This is a genomic window from Sphingopyxis sp. Geo48, assembly GCF_949769155.1.
Classification (GTDB): Bacteria; Pseudomonadota; Alphaproteobacteria; order Sphingomonadales; family Sphingomonadaceae; genus Sphingopyxis.
On sequence record NZ_CATKPA010000002.1, the window covers coordinates 631,088 to 657,382 of the forward strand.

The window sequence follows — 26,295 nt, forward strand, 5'->3', positions numbered from 1 at the left end:
GCGAAACACTCTAGAGGCGCGCCATGGAAACCAGAGCCGGCGATCCCGGGGCCTTTGCCCATTTCGACCTGACCCGCGTCCCCTCGCCCGCTTTTGTGGTCGATGCTGCGAAAGTGCGCGCGAACCTTACCGTGCTGCGTCATATCGGCGACCAGTCGGGCGCGCGCGTACTCGCGGCGCTCAAGGCCTTTTCGATGTGGTCGCTGGGATCGACCGTCACCGACTATCTCGACGGCGTCTGTGCGTCAGGGCTCTACGAGGCCAAGCTGGGACGTGAAGCATATGGCGGGGAGGTCGCGACCTATTGCGCCGGCTACAAGGAAGCCGACCTCCCCGAAATCGCCCGCCTGTCGGATCATCTGATCTTCAATTCGCCCGGCCAGATCGCGCGCTTTCGTCCGCTGCTCGACGAGCTGCGCGCGAAAGGCGAGCGCTTCGACATCGGCCTGCGCATCAACCCGATGCACAGCGAGGGAGAGGTCGCGAAATACGACCCGGCCGCGCCGTGCAGCCGCCTCGGCTTCCCGGTCACCCAATTGCTCCCGGAGCATATGGCGGGCGTCGACGGCATCCATATGCACAGCCTCTGCGAACAGGATTTCCCGCCGCTTCAGCGCACTTGGGCGGCGGTGCAGCCAATGCTGCGCCCCTTCTTCGGCCAGCTCAAATGGATCAATTTCGGCGGCGGCCACCATGTTACCCGCGCCGACTACCAGACGGACGAGCTGATTGCATTCCTGAAGCAGGTTCGCGCCGCGACGAATTGCGACGTGATGATCGAACCCGGCGAAGCGGTCGCACTCGACGCGGGCATCCTCGTCGGCGAAGTGCTCGACCTGTTCGATAACGGTATGCCGATCGGCATTACCGACATCAGCGCGACCTGCCACATGCCCGACGTGATCGAAGCCCCCTATCGCCCCGCGATGCTGGGGGAGAGACCGGATGGAATGCCGACGCGCCTTGGCGGCCCGTCCTGCCTCGCCGGCGACGTCATCGGCGACTATCGTCTGCCCGGCGACGCGCATATCGGCCAGCGCTTCGCCTTCCTCGATCAGGCGCATTATTCGATGGTGAAGACCAACACCTTCAATGGCGTGCCGCTGCCATCGATCTGGCTGTGGGACAGCGAGAGTGACGACCTCAAGCTGGTCCGCGAGTTCGGCTACGAGGATTTCAAGACGCGCCTGAGCTGACGTCGGCAATCACCTCCGCAAGCGCCTGGTGGATATCGCTCACCACGACCGATCCTTCGCCGACCGACGAAGCAACGCGCTTCACCGATCCCTTGCGCACGTCGCCTACCGCATAAATGCGCGGCCAACTCGTCTCGAAGCGGCTCGGCATCCGGTCGAGCGACCAGCCTGCGCGTACGAGTTCGAGCGGAGCGATATCCGTGCCGGTCTTCACGAAGCCCTTTTCGTCGCAGACCATTTCCTTCGGCAACCACCCTGTGTTCGGGTTCGCGCCGAGGAAGAGGAACAGGAATTTGCAGTCGCAAAGATCCTCCGCGCCGGTCTCACGGCAGCGATAGGTCAGCCCGTCGAGCTGCCCCTCGCCGCGCAGTGCCACGACATCGGTCGATCCGATGATCTCGATATTCGGATGTTCCTCTAGTCGCTTGACCAGATATTCGGACATCGTCTCGCGCAGGCTCTTACGCCGGAAGATGACATAGACCTTCTTCGCGACGCCCGCGAGATAGATCGCCCCCTGCCCCGCCGAATTGCCCGACCCGACGACCGTCACTTCGGCGTTGCTGCACAGCTGCGCCTCCATCGGCGTCGCGCCATAATAGATGCCGCGACCCTCATAATTCTCGATCCCCTCGATCGGCAGGCGCTGATATTGCGCCCCGCTCGACACCACGACCGCGCGGCTACGCAGCTTGCGCCCGTCGGCGAGATGCAGGCAATAGGCATCGCCGTCGCGTCCGATCGATGCCGCACGCACCGGCGACACCAGCCGCGCGCCGAACTTCTGCGCCTGCACCGTCGCACGGCGTGCGAGCTCGTTGCCCGAAATGCCGGTCGGAAAGCCGAGATAATTTTCGATCTTCGAGGACGTCCCCGCCTGTCCGCCCGGCGCAAGCGCGTCGATGGCGATCACGGTCAGCCCTTCGGATGCGGCATAGACCGCCGCGGCGAGCCCGCCTGGCCCGCTGCCGACGACGAGCACGTCCGCGGTCGACCCGTCGGGGAGCAGGTCGAGCCCCAGTGCCTGCGCCAACTGTTCGGGCGTCGGCTGGATCAGCACTTCGGCGGCGCCCAGAATCGCCACCGGCAGCTGATCCTCGGTCAGCCCGCGCTCGGCGAGCAGATGCCCGGCGACAGGACCGTCGGCGGGGTCGAACCAGCGATGCGCGACGCCATGCTTCATCAGCAGGTCGCGCATCGCATAGACACTGCGATCCATCGCCGCGCCGATGATGATGGTGACCGCAAAGCCGCGATGCTTGCTGAACTCGCGCCGCGCCGAAAGCACGCGGACAAAAATGTCCGAATAATGCGAATTGCCGGCGATCAGCCGCTGGAAATCGGCGTGCGCAATGCGGATGATCTTGCCATCCGCCCCCATCTCGACACGCGACAAATGGCGCTGTCCGGTCAAGACCGACAGGTCGCCCGCGAACTGCCCGTGCTCCATCCACCCGACGCGTTTGCGCCCCTCGTCGGTCGAGGCAAAGATATCCGTGTGACCCGACAGGGTGATGATGCAATCGGGCGCCATCGCGCCCTCCTCGACCAGCACGTCGCCCGCCTTGTGCGACTCAACCGTCCCGAACGCCTTGAGTTCGTCGAGCTCCGCGTCGGTGAAATTGTGATTGACGTCGGCGCGGGAGGTCATGCGGGTCAGTCCTTTCGGCTATCATTGGCAAACAGGTCTAGCGCAGGCACGCGCATTTGTCTCGTTTTCGGCCCTTCGGCGCAGCCCTGCCCCGTTTCAGCGCGAGTGTTACCGTGGCGTTACAAAATTGCGCGATAGGGTCTTTACAGGGGGGACCCCCCTGCATATATCGCGCTCCGCTGCCCCAGGGGGACTTCCAATAACCGCAAGGCAGCCTTTGTGTTGAACGTTATTTTTGGGGGTCCCTTGAGTTGCACCAGCATCATAGCGCCCACGGGCTGATTCAGGCACTTTCGCCGGTCGAACCTGTTACGCTTGTCCGCCCGCACGCCGCGGCGCGCGCAGCGCGTTTCTTCATCGAGCGATTTCCCGGCACGACCATGTACGCGGTCAAGGCGAATCCCTCGCCCGACCTCTTGCGCGTGCTGTGGGATTCGGGCGTCACGCATTATGACGTCGCGTCGATCGCCGAGGTCCGCCTCGTCGCGCGCACGCTGCCCAAGGCAACACTCTGTTTCATGCATCCGGTGAAGGCCGAGGAAGCGATTTCCGAAGCCTATTGGAAGCATGGCGTGCGCACCTTCTCGCTCGACACGATGGACGAGCTCGAAAAGATCGTCCGTGCGACCGAGGGCGCGCAGGATCTGAACCTGCTCGTGCGCCTGCGCGTCTCGTCCGACCATTCGAAGCTCAGCCTCGCCGCAAAGTTCGGCGCCGAGCCCGAGGATGTTGCCGAACTGCTGATGGCGACCCGTCAGGCGGCCGACGCCCTCGGCATCTGCTTCCATGTGGGCAGCCAGGCGATGACGCCGCACGCCTACGCCCAGGCGATGGAGCGCGTCCGCGCCGCGATCGTGGCGGCTGCAGTCACCGTCGACATCGTAGATGTCGGCGGCGGCTTCCCGTCCTCCTATCCCGGCATGGAACCTCCGCCGCTGGGCGCCTATTTCGAGACGATCCACCGCAGCTTCGAAAGCCTGCCGATAAGCTATTCGGCCGAACTCTGGTGCGAGCCCGGCCGCGCGCTGTCGGCCGAATACAGCTCGCTGATCGTTCGCGTCGAAAAGCGCCGCGGCGAAGAGCTCTACATCAACGACGGTGCTTACGGGGCGCTGTTCGACGCCGCGCATGTCGGCTGGCGCTTCCCGGTGACGTTGCTGCGCGAGCCCGAAAGCAATGCGGAATTGGCCGCGTTCAGCTTCTACGGTCCGACGTGCGACGACCTCGACCATATGGCGGGGCCCTTCTTCCTGCCGGCGGATGTCAAGGCTGGCGATTTCATCGAGATCGGCATGCTCGGCGCCTATGGCTGCGCGATGCGCACCAGGTTCAACGGCTTTGGCGCGGAGGAAATCCACGTCGTCAGCGACGAGCCGATGGCGAGCCTGTACACCGGCGAAGCCGAACCCGAACGCCGCAGTGCGACGGTGACGAAGCTTTTCTGAACGAAGTAGAATGATCGATCCAGAGGCCGGTGCAGCGATGCGCCGGCCTTTTTCTTCGCGCGCAATTGCCTTTTCCGTTTTCTTCCGCAACGATTCTGTCGTGGCGCAAAGAGGAGAGGCACACCCACCGCATGACCATACTCGCCGGTATCCGCATCGTCGACCTGACCACGGTCATTTTCGGCCCTTATGCGACGCAGATGCTCGCCGATCTCGGCGCCGAGATCATCAAGGTCGAAGCCCCCGGCATCGGCGACATCTCGCGCTATCTCGGCTCGGGTGTTCCCGATCCGACGATGGGCTCGACGCACCTCACCGTGAACCGCGGCAAACGTTCGATCGCGCTCGATCTCAAAAACCCCGACGATGCCACGGTACTCCGCGACCTGATCGCGACCGCCGACGTCTTCTTCCACAATGTGCGCGGCAAGGCGATCGCGCGGCTCGGCTTCGATTACGAAGGCTGCAAGGCGATCAAACCCGACATCATCTATGTCCACGGCACGGGCTTCGGACAGGATGGCCCCTACGCCGATCTTCAGGCGTATGACGACGTCATCCAGGCGGCGACGGGTACGACCAGTCTGCTGCCCCGCGTCGACGGCGATCCGCGCCCGCGCTACCTGCCCTCGCTGATCGCAGACAAGATTGCCGGCCAGTTCGGCGCGCAGGCGATCCTCGCCGCGCTCGTGCACAAACTGCGTACCGGCGAGGGTCAGGCGGTCGAGGTCCCGATGTTCGAATGCTTCGCCGCCTTCATGCTCACCGAACATCTGCGCGACGCCACGCTCGATCCGCCAATAGGCCCCGCGGGCTATCCGCGTCAGCTCGATCCGACGCGCCAGCCCTTCCCGACCGCCGACGGCTATATCGCGGTCGTTCCCTACACGCCCGAATCCACGGCGCGGCTGATGTGTCTGCTCGGCAGCGAAACTTTGCTCGGTTCTGCCGAATTCGAGGCAGCGAAGGCCAAGGGCAAGCATATGCAGCTGGTCTATCGCGAGATCGCCCGGAAGACGCCAACGAACACCACCGCCGAATGGCTCGATCTCTTCGCCGCAAACGACATTCCCGCCATGCCGGTCCGCGATCTGCAAGATATCAAGGAGGATCCGCATCTGGTTGCCACCGGCTTCTTCCGCCACCGCGAGCATCCGCAGGTCGGCGGTTTCTGGGAAATGCAGCCGCCGGTCAGATATAGCGCCGCCCCGCCCCGCGACCTCGGCTTTGCGCCCACGGTCGGCGGCGACGGCGACGCGATCCGGGCGGAGATCGCCGACCGCCGGTAAACTTCGGCCGTTGCATTGTCGGCCGGGCACCTTAGCATGGCAGTAAATCATAAGGGGGAGCCATATGTCGGATAGTTTGCTCGCACCCGGTGCGGTGCTCGCGCTGTGGACGATCGTCATGCTGACCTGGGCCGGCGTGACGCGCTTTCAGGCCTTTTCAAAGATCGGCATCGACATCAAGGCGGCACCGCCGGGCGGCCGCGGCGTCGATCTGGAGGGCGTGCTGCCGCCGGAAACCAACTGGAAATCGCACAATTACACGCATCTTTGCGAACAGCCGACGATCTTTTACGCGGTCCTCGTCTTTCTGCAGCTGTCGGGCGGCAACACCGAGCTGACGCGCGGGCTCGCCTGGGCCTATGTCGTGCTGCGCATCGTCCACAGCCTGTGGCAGTCGACGGTGAACCGTATTCCGGTGCGCTTCGCCATCTTTTCAGTGGCAACGCTGTGCCTGCTGGCGCTGTCGTTGCTCGCGGTGATCGCGACTTTGGGTTGAGGGGGGAGACGATAATGGGAACGAATGCAATTTTAGGGCCGGTCGCGACGCTCGCGCTCTGGTCGATGGTCATGTGGATCTGGATGTATGCGACGCGCATCCCCGCGATGCAGCGTGCCAAGATCGATGCCAAGAATCTTGTCGGCACCACCGGCCGCGGCCTCGACGAGGTGCTGCCCGCCGAAGTGCAGTGGAAGGCCCACAATTATAACCATCTGATGGAACAGCCGACGGTCTTCTATGCCGTTGCGCTGGCATTGGCGGTCGGCGGCATGGGCGGCGGGCTCAACGCGCAGCTTGCCTGGGCCTATGTGGGCCTGCGCATCCTGCACAGCCTGATCCAGGCGACGGTCAACCGCGTCATGTGGCGCTTCGGCGTGTTCGCGCTCGCGAGCCTCGCGCTGATCGCGCTATGCGTCCATGCGTTCATGGGCTTCGTGCTCCACTCGGGAATGCTCGCCCACTAGCGTCTGAATCGCGCGGCCAGTTCCACATGGGTCGACCATCGGAACTGGCCGACGGGCTGCGCCCAGTCGAGGCGATAGCCGCCTGCGACGAGCAACCTGGCATCGCGCGCGAAGCTGGCGGGGTTGCAACTGACATAAGCAATGGCCGGCACAGTCGAGGCCGCAATCTGTTTCACCTGCTCCTCGGCGCCCGCGCGTGGCGGATCGAGGATCACCGCGCCGAACCGATTGAGCTCGGCGGGAACGAGCGGGCGGCGAAACAGATCGCGATGCTCGGTCGCGACCAGCGCCCGCGCGCGGTTTGCGGCACCGGTCAGCGCCGCGATCGCATCGCGCGCGCCCTCGGCGGCATAGACTTTCCGCCCCGCCTGCACCGACAGTGCGAAGGTTCCGACCCCAGCGAACAGGTCGGCCACCGCCGCCGCATCGCCGATCGCGCGCCGCACCGCGTCGACCAGCGCGGCCTGCCCCGTCGCGGTCGCCTGCAGGAAGGCGAAGGGCGGCACTTCGACCGCTATGTCGCCAAAGCGCACCGTCGGCGGCTCGGGTTGCCAGACCGTTTCCAGCCCGTCGCCCTGATCGATCGCCAGCCGCGCCAGCCGATGCTCTCCGGCGAAATCCTGCAGCGCCATCGCCGCGTCCAGCCCGGCGGCCTTTACGCCCTCGACGATGATTTCAGCGCCCTGGTCGAGCATCTGCAACTTGACCTTCACCGGGCGGCGCTGGGGCGCGATTGCGTCGAGCAGGGTGCGGACCGGCGCGACGAGCGCGAACAACTCGGGCAGCAGCAGCGGGCACATGCGCATGTCGACGATCTGGTTGCTCTGCGCGGCGTTGAAACCGAGGGCGACCTGCTTGCCGATCTTGAGTGCGGTCAGCGCCGCGCGCCGCCGACTCGCAGGCGGCGAGATCAACGCCGGCAGTATGTCGCCCGCCTCGACCTGCTGCCCTTCCAGAGCGCCGACGACGCGGTCACGCACAAAATCGGCGAGCGACCCCTCGGCGACATGCTGCAACTGGCAGCCGCCGCACTTTCCGAAATGGCGGCACACCGGCTCGGCGCGGTTCGGACCCGGCACCAGCGTCCCGTCGGCAGCAAGCCGGTCGCCCGGCACGCCGCCTGCAACATGGCGCCCGTCGGCAGTCACGCCATCGCCGCGCGCGGCAATGCGCTCGATCAGCCCACTGTCTATCATTCTATTCCCTAACCAGATCGTCGGCGACAAGGCCGGGGCCTATATGCGCCGCGCGCGCAATATGCCAGCCCACCGCGGCGACGGCCGCATCGAAGGGGTCGCCGCCGCGCGCCAGCATCGCCCCGCAGGCGCCCGCCAGCACGTCCCCGCTGCCCGCCGTCGCCAGCCACGGACTGCCCGGCCATGCCGCGACAACGCGGCCGTCGGGCGCGGCGATGACGGTATCGGCGCCCTTGTAGATGACGACCGATCCCGTTTCCTTGGCGGCGACCAACGCTCGGTCGATCTTGCTCCCCTCTGCGCCCGGAAACGCGCGCACAAACTCGCCCTCATGCGGCGTCAGAATAGCCGTCACCCCACCCCCGCGCAGGCGCGGCAGCGCGGCATCGATCGCCGCCGCATCGAGTACCAGCGGCTTGGCGCTGTCGATCGCGGACGCGACATCGCGATCGAGCGCCATGCCCGCCGGATAGCCCGGACCGATGACCACGGCCCCGACGCGTTTGTCGCCCAGCCGCTCTCGATAATTGGCGCCATCCTCGACGATGATCGCGAACAACGGCGCTGTATCCGCTCCGCTCAGCACCGCATAACCCGCCCCGGCGCGCAGGCCTGCAGCGGCAGCGAGCGCAGCGGCGCCCGGCATCGCCCCCGCGCGAACGAGCATCATCCCGCGATTGAACTTATGCGACGTCACGCCGGGCGCCGACGCGCGCGGGCGCGGCAGGCTGCGGATCGTCGCATCGCACGCGATCCCGATCCCGGCGAGCAGGACGCGTCCACAATGCTGCGCAGCGGGCAACAGGACGTGCGCGGGCTTCAGCGCACCCAGCGCCACCGTCACATGCGCGGGAAGCGGCGGCACCCAATCATGCTTGCCATCGGCATCGACCCCGCTTGGCACATCGACCGCGATCACGCGGCGAAAAGCCAGCGCTCGAAGCCGCCCGGTCAGGTCGGCCGCCAGCGGCCGCGTCAACCCGACGCCGAACAGGGCATCGACCACCACGGGCGCTGCGACAAGATTCTCGTCGATCGGCTCGACCGCCCCCGCCCACTTTGCCCGCGCCGCCTTCGCGAGATCGGTGGTCGGCGGCGCCAGTGCGGCGACGCGTACATTCGCCCCGCGCTCACTGAGCAGTCGTGCCGCGACATAGCCATCGCCGCCATTGTTGCCGGGGCCGCACAGGATCAGAACCGGCGCCGCCGCTGCCATCCGCCACGCGGTCTCGGCCACAGCAGCACCCGCACGGTCCATCAGCTCGGAAAGCGGGGTGCCCGACGCGGCACACGCCGCTTCGGCGTCACGCATCGCTCTGCTGGTCAGGATCGGGGCGTCGGCGGGAAGGGACATAGGACCCGACCCTAGCACGCCCGAACCAAAAGTCGCGCTACTTCGGCCCCTTCGTGTTCGCAGGCAGGCGATAACGGTCGCCGCCAACCGCGACCTCGATGACCCCGTCGCCGATGATCATGACCTTGGCGGGCTCCGACCCGTCGGCCGCTATCACGCCGCGCCCGTCGGTCGCGATCTGCAACCGGCGGTATCCCACGTCGGGCTTGCCCACGACCAGGATCGTCGCGTCGTCACCGCTCATCTCGTCGATGGTACAGGTGCGGTCGAATGCCTTCGCCCCTTCGAGCGCGCATTCGATGCGCCCATCCTTCAGGGCTTGGTTCGACCCGTGCGCCTCGGCTTCGGCCAGCGCGCCATTGTCGGGCGCACCGTTGCAGCCCGACGCCAGCAGCAATGCGCTGGCCGGACCGAAAAGGCGCCCGATCATTTGCGCCGAAGCTGCGACAAATCGCGCACCGCGCCGCGCGCCGCACTTGTCGTCATCGCGGCATAAGCCTCCAGCGCGACCGAAATCTTGCGCGGGCGCGGCTTCGCCGGCTGCCAGCCGGCCTCGCCCTTCGCATCCATCGCGGCGCGGCGTTCGGCCAGCACGCTGTCGCCGACCATCAGGTTGATCGCGCGCGCGGGAATGTCGATCTCGATCATGTCGCCATTCTCGACCAGCCCGATCGCGCCGCCCTCGGCCGCCTCGGGCGAGACATGGCCGATCGACAGGCCCGACGTGCCGCCCGAGAAGCGCCCGTCGGTGATCAGCGCGCAGGCTGCACCGAGCCCCTTCGATTTGAGGTAGCTCGTCGGATACAGCATTTCCTGCATCCCCGGCCCGCCCTTCGGCCCTTCGTAGCGGATGACGACGACGTCGCCGGCCTCGACCTGTCCGGTCAGGATGCCGGCCACTGCGGCGTCCTGGCTCTCATAGACTTTTGCCGGACCCGAAAATTTCAGGATGCTCTCATCCACGCCTGCGGTCTTCACGATGCAGCCGTCGAGCGCGATATTGCCCGACAGCACCGCAAGCCCGCCATCCTTGCTGAACGCATGATCCGCCGAACGGATCACCCCGCCCTCGCGATCCAGATCGAGCGAGTCCCAGCGCCGGTCCTGGCTGAACGCGGTCTGCGTCGGCACGCCGCCAGGCGCCGCGAGGAAGAATTTCTGCACGTCGGGATCGTTCGTCCGCGCGATATCCCATTTGCTCAGCGCATCGCCTAGCGTCGCGCTGTGCACCGTCGGCAAATGCGCGTGGAGCAACCCCGCGCGATCGAGTTCGCCGAGAATCGCCATAATCCCGCCCGCGCGGTGGACATCCTCCATATGCACGTCGCTTTTCGCGGGCGCGACCTTCGACAGGCACGGTACGCGGCGCGACAGGCGGTCGATATCTTTCATTGTGAAATCGACCCCTGCCTCGTGCGCGGCGGCGAGCAGGTGGAGCACCGTGTTCGTCGAACCGCCCATCGCGATGTCGAGGCTCATCGCATTCTCGAACGCCTCGAAGCTCGCGATCCTGCGCGGCAGGACGGCCTCGTCATCCTCTTCATAATAGCGGCGGCACATTTCGACGACGATCCGCCCCGCGCGCAGGAACAGCTCCTCGCGGTCGGCATGTGTTGCCAGCGTCGAACCATTGCCCGGCAGCGAAAGCCCCAATGCTTCGGTCAGGCAGTTCATCGAGTTCGCGGTGAACATCCCCGAGCAGCTGCCACACGTCGGGCACGCCGAACGCTCGATCGCCTGCACTTCCTCGTCGGTGTATTTTTCATCCGCGGCGGCGACCATTGCGTCGACGAGGTCCAGCGCGACCTCCTTGCCCTTCAGCACCACCTTGCCCGCCTCCATCGGTCCCCCCGAGACGAACACCACCGGGATGTTGATCCTGAGGGCCGCCATCAGCATCCCTGGCGTGATCTTGTCGCAGTTGGAGATGCACACCATCGCGTCGGCGCAATGCGCGTTGACCATATATTCGACGCTATCGGCGATCAGGTCGCGGCTCGGCAGCGAATAGAGCATCCCGTCATGCCCCATGGCGATGCCGTCATCCACCGCGATCGTGTTGAATTCCTTGGCGACGCCGCCAGCGGCCTCGATCTCGCGCGCGACCATCTGGCCGAGGTCTTTGAGATGCACATGGCCGGGCACGAACTGGGTAAAGCTGTTCACCACGGCGATGATCGGCTTGCCGAAGTCGCTGTCCTTCATCCCCGTCGCGCGCCAAAGCCCGCGTGCGCCCGCCATGTTGCGGCCGTGGGTGGTGGTTCGCGAACGATAAGAAGGCATCTTGGAACTTTCTGATAATTTTATTTCAAATATTCGTGGAGAAAGGCGCCATTACACGCCTATTCGGCGACATACAATGCCACTTTCTTGCACATGCGTCCCAATCGTTCGGCGAACCGCGCCTGACCCGCCGCATCGCGCACCAGATCCTGTCGCATCTCGATTCCCACATAAGGAATATCGTTTGCCTCGGCGTGCCGGTTCATCGTCGCGTTGAGCAGCTTGCCCGAATAGGGAAGCTGGTCGCCGACAGTCAGCCCCTCCTCGGTCAAGGCGGCGATCGCCGGACCCGCTAGCCGGTCGTCCTGATTGTAGAGAACACCGACGTGCCACGGGCGCGCGTGCGCCGGATCGCTCGCCAGCGCCGGCGTAAAGCTGTGCAGCGACAGGATCATCGCCGGACGATGCGCCGCGATCGTCGCCGCGATATGCGCATGATACGGCCGGAAGAAGCGCGCCAGCCGCGCCTCACGCCCCGCATGGTCGAGCGCATTGCCGGGAATGGCGTGGCCATCGCTGGCGATCGGAATGGCGCCGGGCACGTCCTCGTCACGATTGCAGTCGACGACCAGCCGCGACACGCCGCCGAGGATCGCCGTATCGACAACGCTCGCCTCGACGAGCAGCGCTGCCACTTCGGAAACGCCAAGATCGATCGCGATATGCTCGCGCAGCAACGCGCGATCGATGCCGAGATCGATATCCGGCGGCACATGCGCCGACGCATGATCGCCGATCAACAGGATACCGCCGGCACGCGGCGTCCCGAGCTGACGCCACGCCTCGCTCATCGCAGCGTCCCTGCCATCTGCCACCAATGCGGATGGCTCTCCGCGAGCCGCACCGCTGCGGCATCGCGCTCCGCAGGCGCGTCGAACAGCGCAAAACAGGTTGCGCCCGATCCCGACATGCGCGCCAGCCACGGCCTGAGCGCGCCAAGCTCGGTCAGCAAGTCGGTAATCGCCGGGCATTGCGCGATCGCCGCGCGCTGCAAATCATTGCGCGCCGCGAACAGCTGCGCGCGCATGTCGGCGCCGGTGAACAGCGGACCACGATCGACGCCGTCCCATGCCGCGAACACCGGCCCCGTCGATACCGGCTGACGCGGATTGACGAGCAGCACGGGGGTGCCGGTCAGGGCCAGCTCGGGGACCGGGCTCAATTCCTCGCCGACCCCGACGCCAAGGCATGTCGTGCTGGCGATGCAGGCGGCAATATCGGCGCCGAGCGGGCTCACCAGCCGCGCCAGCGTCGCGTCGCCCAGTTCGGGCAGGAAATGTCGCCGTACGAGCCGCGCCATCGCCGCCGCATCCGCCGACCCGCCGCCGATCCCCGCCGCGACGGGGAGCCTTTTGGTCAACGTCAACGCCAGCGGCGGCACGCGATCGCGTCCATAGCGCTCGCGAAGCAGCGCCAGCACGCGCAGCACCAGATTGTCGGCACCATTGCCTAGCCCCTCGGCAAACTCTCCGTCGATCGACAGACTGTCAGAGGAGGCCGGCGCCGCGGCGATCGTGTCGCCATGATCGACAAAGGCGAACAGCGTTTCGATCAGGTGATAGCCGTCGCTCCGCCGCGCGCGAACGTGGAGCGCGAGGTTGATCTTCGCCCAGCCGCTTTCCTGCATGTCGGCCATCATGGCGCCGTGGTGGCGGCGCTCAGCCCGTCGCGCAGCTTCGCCTCGATCCGCGCCGCCATGTCGGCCTCGGCCAACAGCGCGGCAGCGCGCCACGTATAGCGCGCCTGGAACCGACGCCCCGCCTGCCAATAGGCATCGCCCAGATGCTCGACGATCACGGCATTGCCCGGATCGCCGCGCTGCGCCAGTTCGAGCAAAGGCACCGCATCGTCGATGCGGCCGGTCAGGAAATAGGCCCAGCCGAGCGAGTCGGTGATGCTCGCGCTTTGCGGTTCGGCCTTCCACGCCGCCTCGATCCGCGCGAGCGACTGTTTTACGTTCTTGCGGCGCTCGAGCGCCGAATAGCCCGCGAAATTCAGGATCGTTGCATCGCCGGGGCGCAGGTTGACCGCCTTCTCCATCAGTGGCGCCGCGCCATCCCAATCCCCGGCCTGCAACTTCAACTCGGCGCGAGCAATCAGCAGCGAGCCACGCAGCGGTGCGTCGTCCGCGATATCTCCCAGCGTCGCTTCCAGACCCAAATAGGCGCGTTCCGCGGCAGCGGGATCGTTCGCACGGCGCGCGATATCGGCAAAGCGGATAAGCAGGCTGCGCGCCGCCGGCTCGCTACGCGCGGCAGCGTCGGCGAGTTTTACCGCGCTCGTCATATCGCCCGCCTCGGCCAGCAGTTCGGCATGACGCATCTGCAGCGCCGGCGGCTGCGCGGTCCGGCTGCCAGCCAGCAGCGCCATCGCATCGCGCTCCTGCCCGTTGCGATCGAGTGCCTCGACGAGCGCCGAGCGTACCGCCCAATCCTGATCGCTTAGCCAATAAGCCGCACGCGCGAACAACAGCGGCAGCTTCGGACTGCCATTTGGGGTCCGCGCCAGCCCGTCGGCAAGCAGCCCGAGCCAGTGCGCCGCACCACCGCGCGCCGTCGTCACCGGCTGGCCCGACAGCAGCAGCATCGGGTCTTCGCGCCCGCCCGCCGCCATCGCGGTCCGCCCGCGCAGCGCCTTCGCGGCGTCGGCCTGCCCCGCAGCATCGAGCGTCGCCGCCAGCCGCAGCGCGACGAGTTGGCTCGTGCGATCGCTCAGCACCGTGTCCGCCGCCAGCTTGGCCCCTTCGGTGGGCTGTTTCGCCGCGACCCTGACCAGCGCCGCTTCGAGCGCCAGCGTCGGTTCGAGCCGCCCGGGCGCCAGCGCCGCTATCAGGTGCCGCTCGGGTGCCTTCTCGCGCGCGCCGACGTCGATCCAGCTGTTCAGCGCCGGCGTCACCAGATTGGCGATCGCATCGCCGCCGGTCTTGTCGGGCCGCCCCCCCAGAAAGGCGCGCGCGCCCTTCCAGTCGGCCCGTTTCATCGCGTCGACGACAAGCACAAGCTGCGCGTCGAAGCGGCGCTCGCCGCTTGCCCAGAGCTGCGCAGCGGCGCCGCGCGCCGCGACCAGGTCGCCCGCCTGGATCGCCTGTTCCAAAATCCGCCCGCGAAGCCCCGGTAGGTCGGGCGCCGCGCTGGCGGCGCTGGTCAGGGCAGACAGCGCCGCGGCTGGATCGCCCGCATCCTCGGCCAGCCGCGCCCGCACCAGCGCATTGACCGCCGCGCCGCCTTCGCTCGCGGCTTCGGCCGGAACGGCCGCCGCAAGAAAGCCGACGGCCAGGAGCCAGCAAGCGGACTTACATGTTCGGGTAATTGGGGCCTCCGCCGCCTTCGGGAGTGACCCAGTTGATATTCTGGGTCGGATCCTTGATGTCGCACGTCTTGCAATGGACGCAATTCTGCGCGTTGATCACGAACTTCGGATCGCCCTCGTCCTGCCCGACGATCTCGTAAACGCCTGCCGGACAATAGCGCTGCGCCGGCTCGTCATACACCGGCAGATTATATTCGACCGGGATCGACGGATCCTTGAGCTGCAGGTGGACCGGCTGGTCCTCCTCATGATTGGTGTTCGACAGGAACACGGACGAGAGGCGGTCGAAGGTCAGCACGCCGTCGGGCTTTGGATAATCGGGCTTAGGCATCATATCGGCGCGGTAAAGCGTCGTATTGTCGGGATGATGCTTCATCGTGAAGGGGACGCGAATCCCCAGCGTTTCGAGCCACATCGTCATGCCTGACAGGATCGTGCCTGCAAGGTCGCCGAATTTCTCGACCAGCGGCAGCACGTTGCGGACGACGCTCAGTTCCTTCTTCACCCAGCTTTCGTCATAGGCCGCCTGATAGGCGTCGAGCGTGTCGGACCCGCGGCCCGCGCTTAACGCGGCGAATGCCGCTTCGGCCGCCATCATGCCCGACTTCATCGCGGTGTGCGTGCCCTTGATACGCGGGACGTTGAGGAAGCCCGCGGTGTCGCCGATCAATGCGCCGCCCGGAAATGCCAGCTTCGGCACCGATTGCCAGCCGCCGTCGCTGATAGCGCGCGCGCCATAGGAGACGCGTTTGCCGCCCTTCAGGATCTTTGCGATCTCGGGATGCGTCTTCCACTTCTGCATCTCCTGAAAGGGGGAGATGTGCGGGTTGCGATAGTTGAGCCAGGTCACGAAACCCAGCGCGACCTGCCCGTTTGCCTGGTGATAAAGGAAACCGCCACCGTTGGCATGCGCGTCGAGCGGCCAGCCCTGCGTGTGGATGACGCGACCCTGCGCATGATTCTCGGGCCTGATGTCCCAGAGTTCCTTGATCCCGATGCCATAAACCTGCGGCTCGCACTCGGCGTCGAGCGCGAATTGCGGCTTGAGCATCTTGGTCAGGTGCCCGCGCACGCCCTCGGCAAAGAAAGTATATTTCGCATGGAGTTCGAGGCCGGGCGCATAGTCGGGTTTGTGGCTGCCGTCGCGCGCGATCCCCATGTCGCCGGTCGCGACGCCTTTTACCGAGCCGTCCTCGTAATAGAGGATTTCGGCGGCCGCGAAGCCGGGGAAGATTTCGACGCCCAGCCCCTCGGCCTGCTCGGCGAGCCAGCGGCAGAGATTGCCCAGGCTGCCCGTATAGGTCCCCTTGTTGTGCATGAATCCGGGGGTGATGAAGTGCGGAACGCCGAACTTCTTGTTCTTCGTGAGCACCCAATGCTGGTTGTCGTTGACCGCGACTTCTGCGAGCGGGCAGCCCTGCGTCCGCCAATCGGGGATCAGCTCGTCGAGCGATTTGGGATCGATCACCGCGCCCGACAGGATATGCGCGCCGACTTCGGAACCCTTTTCGAGGACGCAAACCGACAGCTCGCTGCCCGCCTCGTTCGCCAGCTGCTTCAATCGGATCGCCGCCGAAAGCCCTGCAGGCCCCGCCCCGACGATCACGACGTCATAGGGCATCGATTCCCGTTCGCTCACCGCAATCACCTTTCTGCCGTCCCCGCGCCGATCATTCATCGTGTCCGGCGCTCATTCTGTCACGAAACGCGATGCCCGCCAATTGACGCGCCCGTCAACTGTCTGTTTGAAACAAATTCATGGGTGGGCGAAATTCAGCCTTGCTGGCCGAAAGCTATCATGACTGGTGGTCGCTGGCCGGGGTGGACGTGCTCGTCGGCGAGGCGCCGGCGGGCTGGCTCGATGTGCCTGCCGCGAATGACGCCGCGGCAAAGCCCAAAGCCTCACCGATTGCGGGGCCCGAGCCCGCCCCCCTGCCCGCCGCGCTCCAGCGCCCGGAAGCGCCCGCAGAGGCCGGAGCAAAGGGTCCGGTTGCCCTTCCCGACGCGTGGGACGAGTTCCAGAGCTGGCTCGCGTCAAACCCCGATGTTCCCGGCAGCCAGTGGGACGCGCGCCGCGTGCTGCCCGTCGGCAACGCCGGGGCGCCATTGATGCTCCTTACGGCGTGGCCCGAAATCGACGACCAGCGGGACGGAGCGCTCTTCACCGGTCCCGCCGGCCAATTGCTCGATGCCATGCTCGGCGCGGTCGGCGCGACGCGCGGCGACTGCTATCTCGCCAGCCTCGCGATTACCCGGCCACCGGGCGGCCGCATCGACGAGCGCGACGCCGCCGAACTCGACCGGCTGCTGTGGCACCATCTGCGCCTCGCGAGGCCCGGCCGCCTCCTGCTCATCGGCAGCGACATCGTCCGGATGGCGGCGAAACTCCAGCTTGCCGACGCGCGCGGAAAGTTACTCGATATTAACCAAGATGGCGGCAAATTGGAGGCGGTGGCAGTCGCGCATCCCGCGATGCTGCTTGCCCGGCCCGCCCAGAAGGCGGCCGCCTGGGACAGTCTGAAACTGTTCAACCGGGGACGTTGACAGATGAGGAATATGACCGCGAAACTCCTGTCCTGTGCCGTCGTCGCGCTTGCGGCCGGCTCGGTGCCCGCGCTTGCCGCCGATGCGAGCCCGTCCGATTTCCGGGCCGCTCCGCAAACGGTGCCCGACATCCTCTCCGCCAAACAGAAGCAGCTCTACACGCAGGTGCTCGCCGCGATCCGCGGCCAGCGGTGGGCCGAGGCGAAGGCGCTGATCGGCGACGACAATGGTCCGCTTGCGGACTTTCTGCGCGCCGAACTGCTGACCGCCGCGAACAGCCCGCGCGCCGAGGTCGCGGACATCATGCCGATCCTTTCGCGTTCGCCGCAATTGCCGCAGGCCGACCAGCTCGGCCGTCTTGCGGCGAAACGCGGCGCGACCGACATTCCGACGCTGCCTTCGCAGGCGCGGCTCGCCTGGGCAGGCAGCGCGCCGCGCCGCGTCGGCGCGGACAGCATCGGCGATCCGTCGGCGTCGGGCCTGGCGCGTTCGATTCCCGACCGGATCAAGAACGACGACCCCGCCGGGGCCGAGGCGCTTTACAGTGCCGCGGCCGACAAGCTGACGCCCGAGGCGCGCGACGAATGGCAACAGAAGATCGCCTGGTCCTATTATATCGAAAATGACGATGCGAACGCGCTTCGCCTCGCGATCGCCTCGGCGCAGGGCCGCAGTGCTTGGGCGACGCAGGCCGCATGGGTGCAGGGTCTCGCCGCGTGGCGCCTTCGCGATTATCGCACCTCGCTCGTCGCCTTCGATCGCGTCGCCAAGGAAGCGCCCGACAGCGAGTTGCGCGCCGCGGCCTATTATTGGGCCGCGCGCGCCGCGATCGCCTCGGGCGAACCGGCATCGGTTCAGCCGCGTCTCCGCGCCGCCGCGGCGAACGAGGAAACGCTTTACGGCCTGCTCGCCGCCGAGACCCTGGGGGTCGAAACCGATCGCCAGCGCGAGAATGTCCGCCCCGATCGCAGCGCCTGGCGCGCGCTCGAGGATCTGCCCAACGTCCGCGCCGCGATGGCCTTTGCCGAAATCGGCGAGGATGGATATTCGGACGAACTGCTCCGCCATCAGGCCCGCATCGGCGACCCGCGCCAGCACGAACAACTGATCGGCATGGCGCAGGCGCTCAGCTTGCCCGAAACGCAACTTTACCTGGCGCACAACACGCCGCAGGGGCGCAAGCTTTCGGCCGCGACGCGCTATCCGCAGCCGAGGTGGGAGCCCAATGGCGGCTGGCGCGTCGATCCGGCGCTGGTGTTCGCCCACACGCTCCAGGAATCGCGGTTCCAGCGCAAGGCGGTCAGCCCCGCAGGCGCGACCGGGCTGATGCAGGTGCGTCCCGGGACCGCATCGGACCTTGCGCGCTGGAACGGCGACGGCCGCGCGCCCGGCGACCTCAAGATTCCCGCCGTGAACATGGACTTCGGCCAGCGCTATCTGCAATATCTCAGCAAGGACAGCTCGACCGGCGGCCAGCTTCCGAAAGTCATCGCTGCGTATAACGCCGGCCCCGCGCCGATCGCACGCTGGCAGACCGAGATCCGCGATGGCGGCGACCCCCTGCTCTACATCGAATCGATCCCCTATTGGGAAACGCGCGGCTATGTCGGCATCGTGCTCCGCAATTACTGGATGTACGAAGCGCAGCAGGGCAAGCCCTCGGTCAGCCGCGCCGCGCTCGCACAGGGCAAATGGCCGCGCTTTCCCGACAGCAAGGACCGCGTGCGGCTGACCTGGGCCGGACCCGCTGGCCTCGCCAATGCCGATTGACGAAAGCCTGCCGTTCAGGCCGGTCCGCATCGCCGTTCTGACCGTGTCGGACAGCCGCAGCGCGGCCGACGACAAGTCGGGCGACAAACTCGAAGAACTGCTGACGGCGGCGGGCCATGTCCTCGCCGATCGCGCCATCGTCCGCGACGACCGCGACCAGATCGTCTCGCGCCTCCACAACTGGATCGACAATCCCGAGGTCGATGTCGTCCTCACGACCGGCGGCACCGGCGTCACCGGCCGCGACGTCACGCCCGAGGCGCTGCACCGGCTCGACGGCAAGGATATCCCCGGCTTCGGCGAGCTGTTTCGCTGGATCAGCTTTCAGAAGATCGGCACTTCGACGATCCAGTCGCGTGCCTGCGCCATCGTCGCGCGCGGCACCTACATCTTTGCCCTTCCCGGCTCGACCGGCGCCGTCACCGACGCATGGGAGGGGATTTTGTCGACCCAGCTCGACAGCCGCCACAAGCCTTGCAACTTCGTCGAGCTGATGCCGCGGCTGACCGAATAGATCCGACCTTTATGCCTCCCCCGCGCGACCGCGTCTGAAATGAGGAGCCATACGGATCATTCGGCGATCGCGGAATTGTTCTTTATTTGTTCTCGCGGGTTCACTATCCTGCGACGGTGGAACCAACCAAGCCCCTGCCTCCCATTTCGGGCCGCGGCGCGCCGACCAATTTGCGCCCGACCCGCACCGGATCGCTCGACCGTTCGCCCGATGGCGACTGGCTCGACGTGGCCGAGGACGTCGATGGCGCGCCCCCGCCGCTGCGCACGACGGTCACCGTCGAGCGCCCCCGGACGATCATTTCGCGCAACAACTCGCCCGACATTGGCTTCGACCGTTCGATCAACCCCTATCGCGGTTGCGAACATGGCTGCATCTATTGCTTCGCGCGGCCGACGCACGCCTTTCACGATCTGTCGCCCGGTCTCGACTTCGAAAGCCGGCTGTTCGCCAAGCCCGACGCCGCGAAGCTGCTGCGCGCCGAACTCGCCAAACGCAACTACAAGGTCGCGCCGCTCGCGATCGGCACCAACACCGACGGCTATCAACCGATCGAGCGCGAATGGGGAATTACCCGGTCGATCGTCGAGGTGCTTGCCGAAACACGGCACCCGCTGCTGATCACGACCAAGTCCGACCGCCTGCTTCGCGACATCGACCTGCTCGCCGCTATGGCGCGCGACAATCTGGTCGGCGTCGCGATTTCGGTGACGACGCTCGATCCCGGGGTCGCACGGACGCTCGAGCCGCGCGCGCCGCACCCGCGCCGACGCGTGGCTGCGATCCGCAAGTTGATCGACGCCGGCGTGCCGACGCAGGTTAATATCTCGCCGATCATCCCCGCGATCACCGATCACGAGATCGAGGCGATCATGGCGGCCGCGGCGGAGGCGGGAGCGATCCGCGCCTCCTACATCCTGATGCGCCTGCCGTTCGAGGTCGCGCCGCTATTCCGCGCCTGGCTCGCGGCGCACTATCCAGATCGCGCCGACAAGGTCATGCATATGGTGCAGGACATTCGCGGCGGGCGCGACAACGACCCCGATTTCTTCACGCGGATGAAAGGACAAGGCGTCTGGCCGCAGCTCATCCGCCAGCGCGTCAAGCGTGCCGCGCGCGAACATGGCATGGACAAGAGCTTCCCGCCGCTCCGCAGCGACCTGTTCCGTCCGCCCGAACGAGACGGGCAGATGGAATTATTTTGAAGCCCGTCGCCCCCGCGAAGGCGGGGGCCGCCGACGTCATGGAGCAATGGCCGATGAGAAACGCCTATGTTTACATCATGACAAACAAACCGATGGGCATCCTCTACGTCGGCGTCACCGACAATTTGCCGGCCCGGATCTTTGCTCACCGATCGGGAGCGGGATCGGAATTCTGCAGAAGATGGAACTTGAAGCGGCTGGTTTATGCCGAACCGTTTAGCCGCATTGACGAGGCAATCTCCAGAGAGAAAGCCCTGAAGAAATGGAATCGCCTTTGGAAATTGCGCCTGATTTCGGAAGCCAATCCGGAATGGACTGACCTGTTCGAAAGGCTCAACGCTTGAGCGAAGAACACAACGGCCCCCGCCTTCGCGGGGGCGACGATCTTGTTTACGCCGCAGTCAGCGACTTCAGCTTGTAGTCCTTGAAATCGTCGCGGATCTGGCGCTTCAACAGCTTGCCCGTCGCGGTGTGCGGCAGTTCATCGACAAACACGACCTCGTCGGGCAGCCACCATTTGGCGACCTTGTCCTTGAGGTAATCGACGACACTCGCCTCGGTCACATCGGCACCGGGCTTCTTCACGATCAGCAGGATCGGCCGCTCGTCCCACTTGGGATGAAATACGCCGACCGCTGCCGCTTCTTGTACCCCCGGCGCGCCGACCGCGGCGTTTTCGAGTTCGATCGACGAAATCCATTCACCGCCCGACTTGATGACATCCTTCGCGCGGTCGGTGATCTGCATCACGCCGTCGGGATGGATGACCGACACGTCGCCGGTGTCGAACCAGCCGTCGTCGTCGGCGGCATCCTCGCCTGCCTTGAAATAGCGCTGGATGATCCACGGCCCGCGAATCTGTAACCGCCCACTCGTCACTCCGTCGCGCGGAAGTTCCTTGCCCTCGTCATCGACGACGCGCAGTTCGACCCCGAATGGAGGACAGCCTTGGCGGCAGACGATATCGACGCGCTCGTCGAAGGCCATCTCGTCCCAGTTCCACGGGCGCTTGCCCATCGTACCGATCGGCGAGGTTTCGGTCATTCCCCACGCGTGACCGACGTCGACCCCGGCCTTCATGAAGCGTTCGATCATTGCGCGCGGCGCCGCCGATCCGCCGATGATCACGCGATACAACTTCCCATAGTCGATGCCGGTCGCGTCCATATGCGCGAACATGGCCAGCCACACCGTCGGCACGCCCGCGCTGTGCGTCACGCCCTCGGCGTGGATCAGGTCGCAAAGCACCTGCGCCTCGTTGGTCGCCGAAAACACCAGCTTTGCGCCGACCGTCGCCGCCGCGAAGGGAATGCCCCAGCTGTTCGCATGGAACATCGGCACGATCGGCAGGATCACGCTGCGGTTCGACATGTCGAAAACGTCGGGCTGGATTTCGGTGATCGCGTGGATGACGTTCGAGCGATGCTCGTAGAGAACGCCTTTGGGATTGCCCGTCGTGCCGCTGGTGTAGCAAAGCCCGACCGGATCGCGCTCGTCCAGTTCCACCCACTCGAAGCGCCCGTCCTCGGCGCCGATCAGATCGCGGTAGGATGTATAGTCGCCCTGCGCAGGCGCATCGAACAGCACGAAATGTTCGACCGTGGGAAGCTGGTCGCGAAGCCGCTCGACGATCGGCAGGAACATCGCGTCAAACAGCAACACGCGGTCCTCCGCATGATTGACGATATAAACGAGCTGCTCGTCGAACAGCCGCGGGTTCACGGTGTGCAATACCCCGCCCATTCCCGCGGTGCCGTACCAGCTGACGAGATGGTGACCATGGTTCATCGCCAGCGTCGCGATGCGGTCGCCTTTCTGCATTCCCAGCCTGACCATCGCGGCGGCAAAGCGGCGGGCGTCCGCGCCCACCTCGCCCCATGTCGAGCGCGTGATGCTGCCATCGGCCCAGCGCGAGACGATCTCGCGCTCCGCATGTTCGCGCGCGGCATGGTCGATCAGGCTAGTGACGAGCAGCGGCTGACCCTGCATTCCCATTTTCGGCATCCTCGATTATCGTTGCCGCCTAGGGATAGGGCGGGAATCGAGCGCTATGCAAGGGTGAAGCGGACTATCGCGCCCTGAAATCGCGCGGCGCGACCAGCGAAAGAGCGGGTTCGGTCACGCCTGCGATCATTTCAAGCCGCGAGACGGTGTCGGGGCCGAGGGCGAAGCTCCGGCCAAGCTCCACCCGGACATCCTCATCGGTCAGCGGATCGCGCGTTGCGATGACCACCTTGCCGCGCGCATCGTCGCGACGCTCCAGCAGTTTAGCGATTTCCGCGACCGCATCGGCCAGTTCGACCCGGCAGGTCAGCTGCAACGCCGCCGTCGCCGCGATTTCGGCGAGCGACTGCGCCCCGCGCACGGTAACACGCGGCGTCTCCTCGCCTTCGAGCAGGTCGAGCTCGACGGACAGGATCGCGCAGCCGCCGTCAGCCGCCAGCGCCTCGAGCACCCTCCCCGCCTGCTCGTCGAAACAGCTCGACTGGAATTGCCCGCTGCGGTCGGACAGGGTCAAATTGAGGAAGCGGTTGCCACGCTGCGACACGCGCGGGCGCGCGCTTTCGACCATTGCCGCCATCACCATCGGGATGCGCGTTCCCGGCGTCATTTCGACATTTTCGCAAATGTCGCCGTAGGAGCGCGCGCCGCGTGCCGCGACGATCGCCTCATATTGCTCGACCGGGTGGGCCGAGAAGTAAAAACCGAACGCCTCCTTCTCGCGCGTCATGCGCTCCGCGAGCGTCCAGGGCTCGGCCGCCGACAGCTGAAGCACCGGCGCGATCGCGACATCGCCGCCGAACAGGCCGCCCTGCCCCGTCGAGCGCTCGTGCGCCGAGCTGTTCGCACAGGCGAGCAGCGCCTCGGCGCCGGCGAAGGCGGTGGGCCGGTCAGGCTCGACGCAATCGAACGCGCCGCCGGCGGCCAGCGCCTCGATCTGCCGCCGGTTGAGCAGCTTGGGATCGATGCGCGCCGCGAAATCGTCGAGGCTCGCAAAATCGCCCTTCGCATGGCGCTCGGCGACCAGTGCCTCCATCGCCTTCTCGCCAACGCCTTTCAGCGCGCCGAGTGCGTAGCGCACGGTCAGCCCATCCTCGCCGCGCCCGACCGAGAAATCGGCTTCGCTCTCGTTGATCGAGGGCGGCGACACCTCGACCCCCAGCCGCCGCATATCGTCGATGAAAATCGACAGCTTGTCGGTCTGGTGGCTATCGAACGACATCGACGCCGCAAAAAACTCGTGCGGATAATGGGCTTTCAGCCAAGCCGTCTGATACGACAGCAAGGCGTAAGCCGCCGCGTGGCTCTTGTTGAATCCATAGCCTGCGAATTTGTCGATCAAGTCGAACAGCTCGTTCGCGGCCTTGGCGTCGATGCCGTTGTGCTCGCCGCAGCCCTTGACGAAGGTGTCGCGCTGCGCGTCCATCTCCGCCTGCACCTTCTTGCCCATCGCGCGGCGCAAGAGGTCGGCGCCGCCGAGGCTGTAGCCGGCGAGAATCTGCGCCGCCTGCATCACCTGTTCCTGATAGACGAAGATGCCATAGGTTTCGGCAAGGATGCCTTCGAGCAGCGGGTGCGGATAGGCGATCGGCTCGCGGCCGTTCTTGCGCGCCCCGAACAGCGGGATATTGTCCATCGGACCCGGCCGATAGAGCGCGACGAGCGCGATGATGTCGCCGAAGTTGGTCGGCTTCACCGCCGACAGCGTGCGCCGCATTCCTTCGGATTCCAGCTGGAACACCCCAACGGTCTCGCCGCGCTGGAGCAGTTCGTAAACCGCCGGATCGTCCCAGCCGAGCGCGTCGAGGTCGACATCGACCCCGCGCAGCGCGAGCAGCCGTTTGGCTTCCTTGAGCACCGACAGCGTCTTGAGGCCGAGGAAATCGAACTTCACCAGCCCCGCGGTCTCGACATATTTCATGTCGAACTGCGTCACCGGCATGTCCGAGCGCGGGTCGCGATATAGCGGAACGAGTTGGTCGAGCGGCCGGTCACCGATCACCACGCCCGCCGCGTGGGTCGAACTGTGCCGCGGCAGGCCTTCCAGCTGGCGCGCCATGTCGAACAGGCGCCGCACCCCGTCGTCCTGCTTATATTCGGTCATCAGCTCGCTGACGCCATTCAGCGCGCGTTCGAGCGTCCAGGGATCGGTGGGATGGTTCGGCACCAGCTTCGCCAGCCGGTCGACCTGGCCATAGCTCATCTGGAGCACACGCCCGGTGTCCTTGAGCACCGCGCGCGCCTTCAGCTTACCGAAGGTGATGATCTGCGCGACCGTGTCGCGGCCGTATTTTTCCTGCACGTAGCGGATCACTTCGCCGCGCCGCGTTTCGCAGAAGTCGATGTCGAAGTCGGGCATCGACACGCGCTCGGGATTGAGGAAGCGTTCGAACAGCAGGCCGAGCTTCAAGGGATCGAGGTCGGTGATCGTCAACGCCCAGGCGACGACGCTGCCCGCACCCGACCCGCGCCCCGGCCCAACCGGAATATCGTGCGCCTTTGCCCATTTGATGAAGTCGGCAACGATCAGGAAATAGCCGGGAAAACCCATCTGGGTAATGACGTCGACCTCGAAATCGAGGCGCTCGACATAGGCTTCGCGTTCCTCGGCGGAAAGGTCGGGATAATGCGCGAGCCGCGCCTCCAGCCCCGCATGGGCGTCGGCCTTGAGCTGCGCCGCCTCACCCTCGCGGTCGCCTGCAAGACTGGGCAGGATCGGCTTGCGCTTGGGCGCCATGAAGGCGCAGCGCTGCGCGACGACGAGCGTATTGTGCATCGCCTCGGGCAGGTCGCTGAACGCATCCTCCATTGCCTCGGCGGGCTTCAGCCACGCCTCCGGATTCGACACGCGCCGATCCTCGCTCTCGACATAGGCCGATTGCGCGATGCACAGCATCGCGTCGTGCGCAGCGTGGAATTGCGGCTCGACGAAGTTGGCGGGATTGGTCGCGACGATCGGCAGCGCCCGGGCATAGGCCAGATCGATCAGCGCGTTCTCGGCGGCCATTTCGGTTGCGTCGTTTCGCCGCGACAGCTCGATATAGAGCCGCCCCCCGAACAGCGCTTCCAATTGCTCGACATAATCGTCGGCCGCCATTTTCTGCTCGCCCGCAAGCAACCGCGCGAGCGCCCCTTCGCCGCCCCCGGTCAGGCAAATGAGGCCGTCGGTCTTCCCTGCCATGTCGGCGAGCGTGACATGCGGATCCTGCTCGACCGGACGGCCGAGATGCGCCGCCGACACCAGCGCGCAGAGATTGTTGTAGCCCGTGTCGTCCTGTGCGTAGAGCGCGAGCCAGTCGATCATCGGGGCGCCGTTCGCCAGCCGCTGTCCCGGCCGCGCAACGCTCAGGAAGGCGCCGACGATCGGCTGCACCCCTGCGGCCTTGCACGCCTCGCCGAACGCCATGACCCCGTAGAGCCCGTTGCGATCGGCGACCGCGATCGCAGGAAATCCTCGCTCGCGTGCGGCTTTTGCAATCGCCTTGGGCTCGATCGCCCCCTCCAGCATCGTGAAACTGGAAAAGACGCGCAGGGGAACGAAGGGGCTGTAGGCCATCGGATGACGCTACAGTGAC

21 protein-coding genes are annotated in these 26,295 nt (G+C 66.0%); 10 read left to right on the plus strand and 11 right to left on the minus strand.

Going from position 1 to position 26,295, the window contains the following annotated elements; translation table 11 throughout:
* Positions 1-23 precede the first annotated feature (23 nt).
* Entirely contained in the window at positions 24-1,196 is a 1,173-nt protein-coding gene (locus tag QOL79_RS09830) for a carboxynorspermidine decarboxylase (protein WP_283419484.1), read from the plus strand.
* On the opposite strand, the gene QOL79_RS09835 is transcribed toward QOL79_RS09830, so the two are convergent.
* A complete protein-coding gene (locus QOL79_RS09835) occupies positions 1,177-2,847 on the minus strand; it encodes an FAD-dependent oxidoreductase (RefSeq protein ID WP_283419485.1) in 1,671 nt (556 codons plus the stop codon). The two genes, QOL79_RS09830 and QOL79_RS09835, sit on opposite strands and share 20 nt — an antisense overlap.
* 251 nt (positions 2,848-3,098) lie before the next feature.
* Here QOL79_RS09835 and QOL79_RS09840 point away from each other — a divergent pair, with 251 nt between their 5' ends.
* The 4 genes from QOL79_RS09840 (at position 3,099) to QOL79_RS09855 (ending at position 6,544) form a co-directional block, all read left to right on the plus strand.
* Positions 3,099-4,292 carry a type III PLP-dependent enzyme gene (locus QOL79_RS09840; protein WP_283419486.1) on the plus strand — a complete coding sequence of 398 codons (1,194 nt, stop codon included), beginning with the start codon at positions 3,099-3,101 and terminating at the stop codon, positions 4,290-4,292.
* A gap of 131 nt (positions 4,293-4,423) precedes the next feature.
* Positions 4,424-5,581, plus strand: a complete 1,158-nt coding sequence (locus tag QOL79_RS09845; protein ID WP_283419487.1) for a CaiB/BaiF CoA transferase family protein — start codon at positions 4,424-4,426, stop codon at positions 5,579-5,581.
* A 64-nt stretch (positions 5,582-5,645) separates the two neighbouring features.
* Positions 5,646-6,077, plus strand: a complete 432-nt coding sequence (locus QOL79_RS09850; protein ID WP_204992950.1) for an MAPEG family protein — start codon at positions 5,646-5,648, stop codon at positions 6,075-6,077.
* Between the two features lie 14 nt (positions 6,078-6,091).
* Positions 6,092-6,544 (plus strand): MAPEG family protein, encoded by a 453-nt coding sequence (locus tag QOL79_RS09855; protein ID WP_058456418.1) that lies wholly within the window; start codon positions 6,092-6,094, stop codon positions 6,542-6,544.
* On the opposite strand, the gene QOL79_RS09860 is transcribed toward QOL79_RS09855, so the two are convergent.
* The 8 genes from QOL79_RS09860 to QOL79_RS09895 form a co-directional block, all read right to left on the minus strand.
* Positions 6,541-7,740 carry a class I SAM-dependent RNA methyltransferase gene (locus QOL79_RS09860; RefSeq protein ID WP_283419488.1) on the minus strand — a complete coding sequence of 400 codons (1,200 nt, stop codon included), beginning with the start codon at positions 7,738-7,740 and terminating at the stop codon, positions 6,541-6,543. The genes QOL79_RS09855 and QOL79_RS09860 overlap by 4 nt on opposite strands.
* A gap of 1 nt (position 7,741) precedes the next feature.
* Positions 7,742-9,094, minus strand: a complete 1,353-nt coding sequence (locus tag QOL79_RS09865; RefSeq protein WP_283419489.1) for an NAD(P)H-hydrate epimerase — start codon at positions 9,092-9,094, stop codon at positions 7,742-7,744.
* 37 nt (positions 9,095-9,131) lie between these two features.
* Positions 9,132-9,524, minus strand: a complete 393-nt coding sequence (locus tag QOL79_RS09870) for a hypothetical protein (RefSeq protein WP_283419490.1) — start codon at positions 9,522-9,524, stop codon at positions 9,132-9,134.
* Entirely contained in the window at positions 9,521-11,377 is a 1,857-nt protein-coding gene (gene ilvD / locus QOL79_RS09875; protein WP_283419491.1) for a dihydroxy-acid dehydratase, read from the minus strand. Before ilvD ends, QOL79_RS09870 begins: the two co-directional genes overlap by 4 nt.
* Positions 11,378-11,436: 59 nt before the next feature.
* Positions 11,437-12,168 (minus strand): N-formylglutamate amidohydrolase, encoded by a 732-nt coding sequence (locus tag QOL79_RS09880; protein ID WP_283419492.1) that lies wholly within the window; start codon positions 12,166-12,168, stop codon positions 11,437-11,439.
* Complete coding sequence (locus QOL79_RS09885; protein WP_283419493.1) at positions 12,165-13,016, minus strand: 4-(cytidine 5'-diphospho)-2-C-methyl-D-erythritol kinase; 852 nt, start codon at positions 13,014-13,016, stop codon at positions 12,165-12,167. The genes QOL79_RS09880 and QOL79_RS09885 overlap by 4 nt, the downstream gene beginning before the upstream one ends.
* Positions 13,013-14,578 (minus strand): tetratricopeptide repeat protein, encoded by a 1,566-nt coding sequence (locus QOL79_RS09890; RefSeq protein WP_283419494.1) that lies wholly within the window; start codon positions 14,576-14,578, stop codon positions 13,013-13,015. Before QOL79_RS09890 ends, QOL79_RS09885 begins: the two co-directional genes overlap by 4 nt.
* A gap of 91 nt (positions 14,579-14,669) precedes the next feature.
* Positions 14,670-16,325 carry an electron transfer flavoprotein-ubiquinone oxidoreductase gene (locus QOL79_RS09895; RefSeq protein ID WP_283419495.1) on the minus strand — a complete coding sequence of 552 codons (1,656 nt, stop codon included), beginning with the start codon at positions 16,323-16,325 and terminating at the stop codon, positions 14,670-14,672.
* 140 nt (positions 16,326-16,465) lie between these two features.
* Between QOL79_RS09895 and QOL79_RS09900 the strand changes: the two genes are divergently transcribed.
* The 5 genes from QOL79_RS09900 to QOL79_RS09920 all read left to right on the plus strand — a co-directional run bounded on the left by QOL79_RS09900 (position 16,466) and on the right by QOL79_RS09920 (position 21,063).
* On the plus strand, positions 16,466-17,230 hold the full coding sequence (locus tag QOL79_RS09900; protein ID WP_283419496.1) for a uracil-DNA glycosylase family protein: 765 nt from the start codon (positions 16,466-16,468) through the stop codon (positions 17,228-17,230).
* A gap of 12 nt (positions 17,231-17,242) precedes the next feature.
* The gene (locus tag QOL79_RS09905) at positions 17,243-19,000 is read left to right on the plus strand and encodes a lytic transglycosylase domain-containing protein (RefSeq protein WP_283419497.1); all 1,758 of its coding nucleotides are present in this window, start codon (positions 17,243-17,245) and stop codon (positions 18,998-19,000) included.
* The gene (gene moaB, locus QOL79_RS09910) at positions 18,990-19,514 is read left to right on the plus strand and encodes a molybdenum cofactor biosynthesis protein B (RefSeq protein WP_204992960.1); all 525 of its coding nucleotides are present in this window, start codon (positions 18,990-18,992) and stop codon (positions 19,512-19,514) included. The genes QOL79_RS09905 and moaB overlap by 11 nt, the downstream gene beginning before the upstream one ends.
* 116 nt (positions 19,515-19,630) lie before the next feature.
* Positions 19,631-20,719, plus strand: coding sequence for a PA0069 family radical SAM protein (locus tag QOL79_RS09915; RefSeq protein ID WP_502957483.1), 1,089 nt, complete (start codon positions 19,631-19,633; stop codon positions 20,717-20,719).
* 53 nt (positions 20,720-20,772) lie between these two features.
* Positions 20,773-21,063: a GIY-YIG nuclease family protein gene (locus QOL79_RS09920; RefSeq protein ID WP_283419682.1), complete on the plus strand. Its 291-nt coding sequence runs from the start codon at positions 20,773-20,775 to the stop codon at positions 21,061-21,063.
* A gap of 46 nt (positions 21,064-21,109) precedes the next feature.
* Here QOL79_RS09920 and QOL79_RS09925 read toward each other — a convergent pair whose 3' ends face one another.
* Positions 21,110-22,714, minus strand: a complete 1,605-nt coding sequence (locus tag QOL79_RS09925) for a long-chain fatty acid--CoA ligase (protein ID WP_283419498.1) — start codon at positions 22,712-22,714, stop codon at positions 21,110-21,112.
* A 73-nt stretch (positions 22,715-22,787) separates the two neighbouring features.
* Positions 22,788-26,276, minus strand: coding sequence for a DNA polymerase III subunit alpha (gene dnaE / locus QOL79_RS09930; protein WP_283419499.1), 3,489 nt, complete (start codon positions 26,274-26,276; stop codon positions 22,788-22,790).
* Between the last annotated feature and the right edge of the window lie 19 nt (positions 26,277-26,295).

What these genes read in the sequence shown, in the direction of transcription:
- QOL79_RS09830 (WP_283419484.1), top strand. Translation starts at nt 24, where the DNA reads ATGGAAACCAGAGCCGGCGATCCCGGGGCCTTTGCCCATTTCGACCTG.
- QOL79_RS09835 (WP_283419485.1), bottom strand. Translation starts at nt 2,847, where the DNA reads ATGACCTCCCGCGCCGACGTCAATCACAATTTCACCGACGCGGAGCTC.
- QOL79_RS09845 (WP_283419487.1), top strand. Translation starts at nt 4,424, where the DNA reads ATGACCATACTCGCCGGTATCCGCATCGTCGACCTGACCACGGTCATT.
- QOL79_RS09850 (WP_204992950.1), top strand. Translation starts at nt 5,646, where the DNA reads ATGTCGGATAGTTTGCTCGCACCCGGTGCGGTGCTCGCGCTGTGGACG.
- QOL79_RS09855 (WP_058456418.1), top strand. Translation starts at nt 6,092, where the DNA reads ATGGGAACGAATGCAATTTTAGGGCCGGTCGCGACGCTCGCGCTCTGG.
- QOL79_RS09860 (WP_283419488.1), bottom strand. Translation starts at nt 7,740, where the DNA reads ATGATAGACAGTGGGCTGATCGAGCGCATTGCCGCGCGCGGCGATGGC.
- QOL79_RS09865 (WP_283419489.1), bottom strand. Translation starts at nt 9,094, where the DNA reads ATGTCCCTTCCCGCCGACGCCCCGATCCTGACCAGCAGAGCGATGCGT.
- QOL79_RS09870 (WP_283419490.1), bottom strand. Translation starts at nt 9,524, where the DNA reads ATGATCGGGCGCCTTTTCGGTCCGGCCAGCGCATTGCTGCTGGCGTCG.
- ilvD (WP_283419491.1), bottom strand. Translation starts at nt 11,377, where the DNA reads ATGCCTTCTTATCGTTCGCGAACCACCACCCACGGCCGCAACATGGCG.
- QOL79_RS09880 (WP_283419492.1), bottom strand. Translation starts at nt 12,168, where the DNA reads ATGAGCGAGGCGTGGCGTCAGCTCGGGACGCCGCGTGCCGGCGGTATC.
- QOL79_RS09885 (WP_283419493.1), bottom strand. Translation starts at nt 13,016, where the DNA reads ATGATGGCCGACATGCAGGAAAGCGGCTGGGCGAAGATCAACCTCGCG.
- QOL79_RS09905 (WP_283419497.1), top strand. Translation starts at nt 17,243, where the DNA reads ATGACCGCGAAACTCCTGTCCTGTGCCGTCGTCGCGCTTGCGGCCGGC.
- moaB (WP_204992960.1), top strand. Translation starts at nt 18,990, where the DNA reads ATGCCGATTGACGAAAGCCTGCCGTTCAGGCCGGTCCGCATCGCCGTT.
- QOL79_RS09920 (WP_283419682.1), top strand. Translation starts at nt 20,773, where the DNA reads ATGAGAAACGCCTATGTTTACATCATGACAAACAAACCGATGGGCATC.
- QOL79_RS09925 (WP_283419498.1), bottom strand. Translation starts at nt 22,714, where the DNA reads ATGGGAATGCAGGGTCAGCCGCTGCTCGTCACTAGCCTGATCGACCAT.
- dnaE (WP_283419499.1), bottom strand. Translation starts at nt 26,276, where the DNA reads ATGGCCTACAGCCCCTTCGTTCCCCTGCGCGTCTTTTCCAGTTTCACG.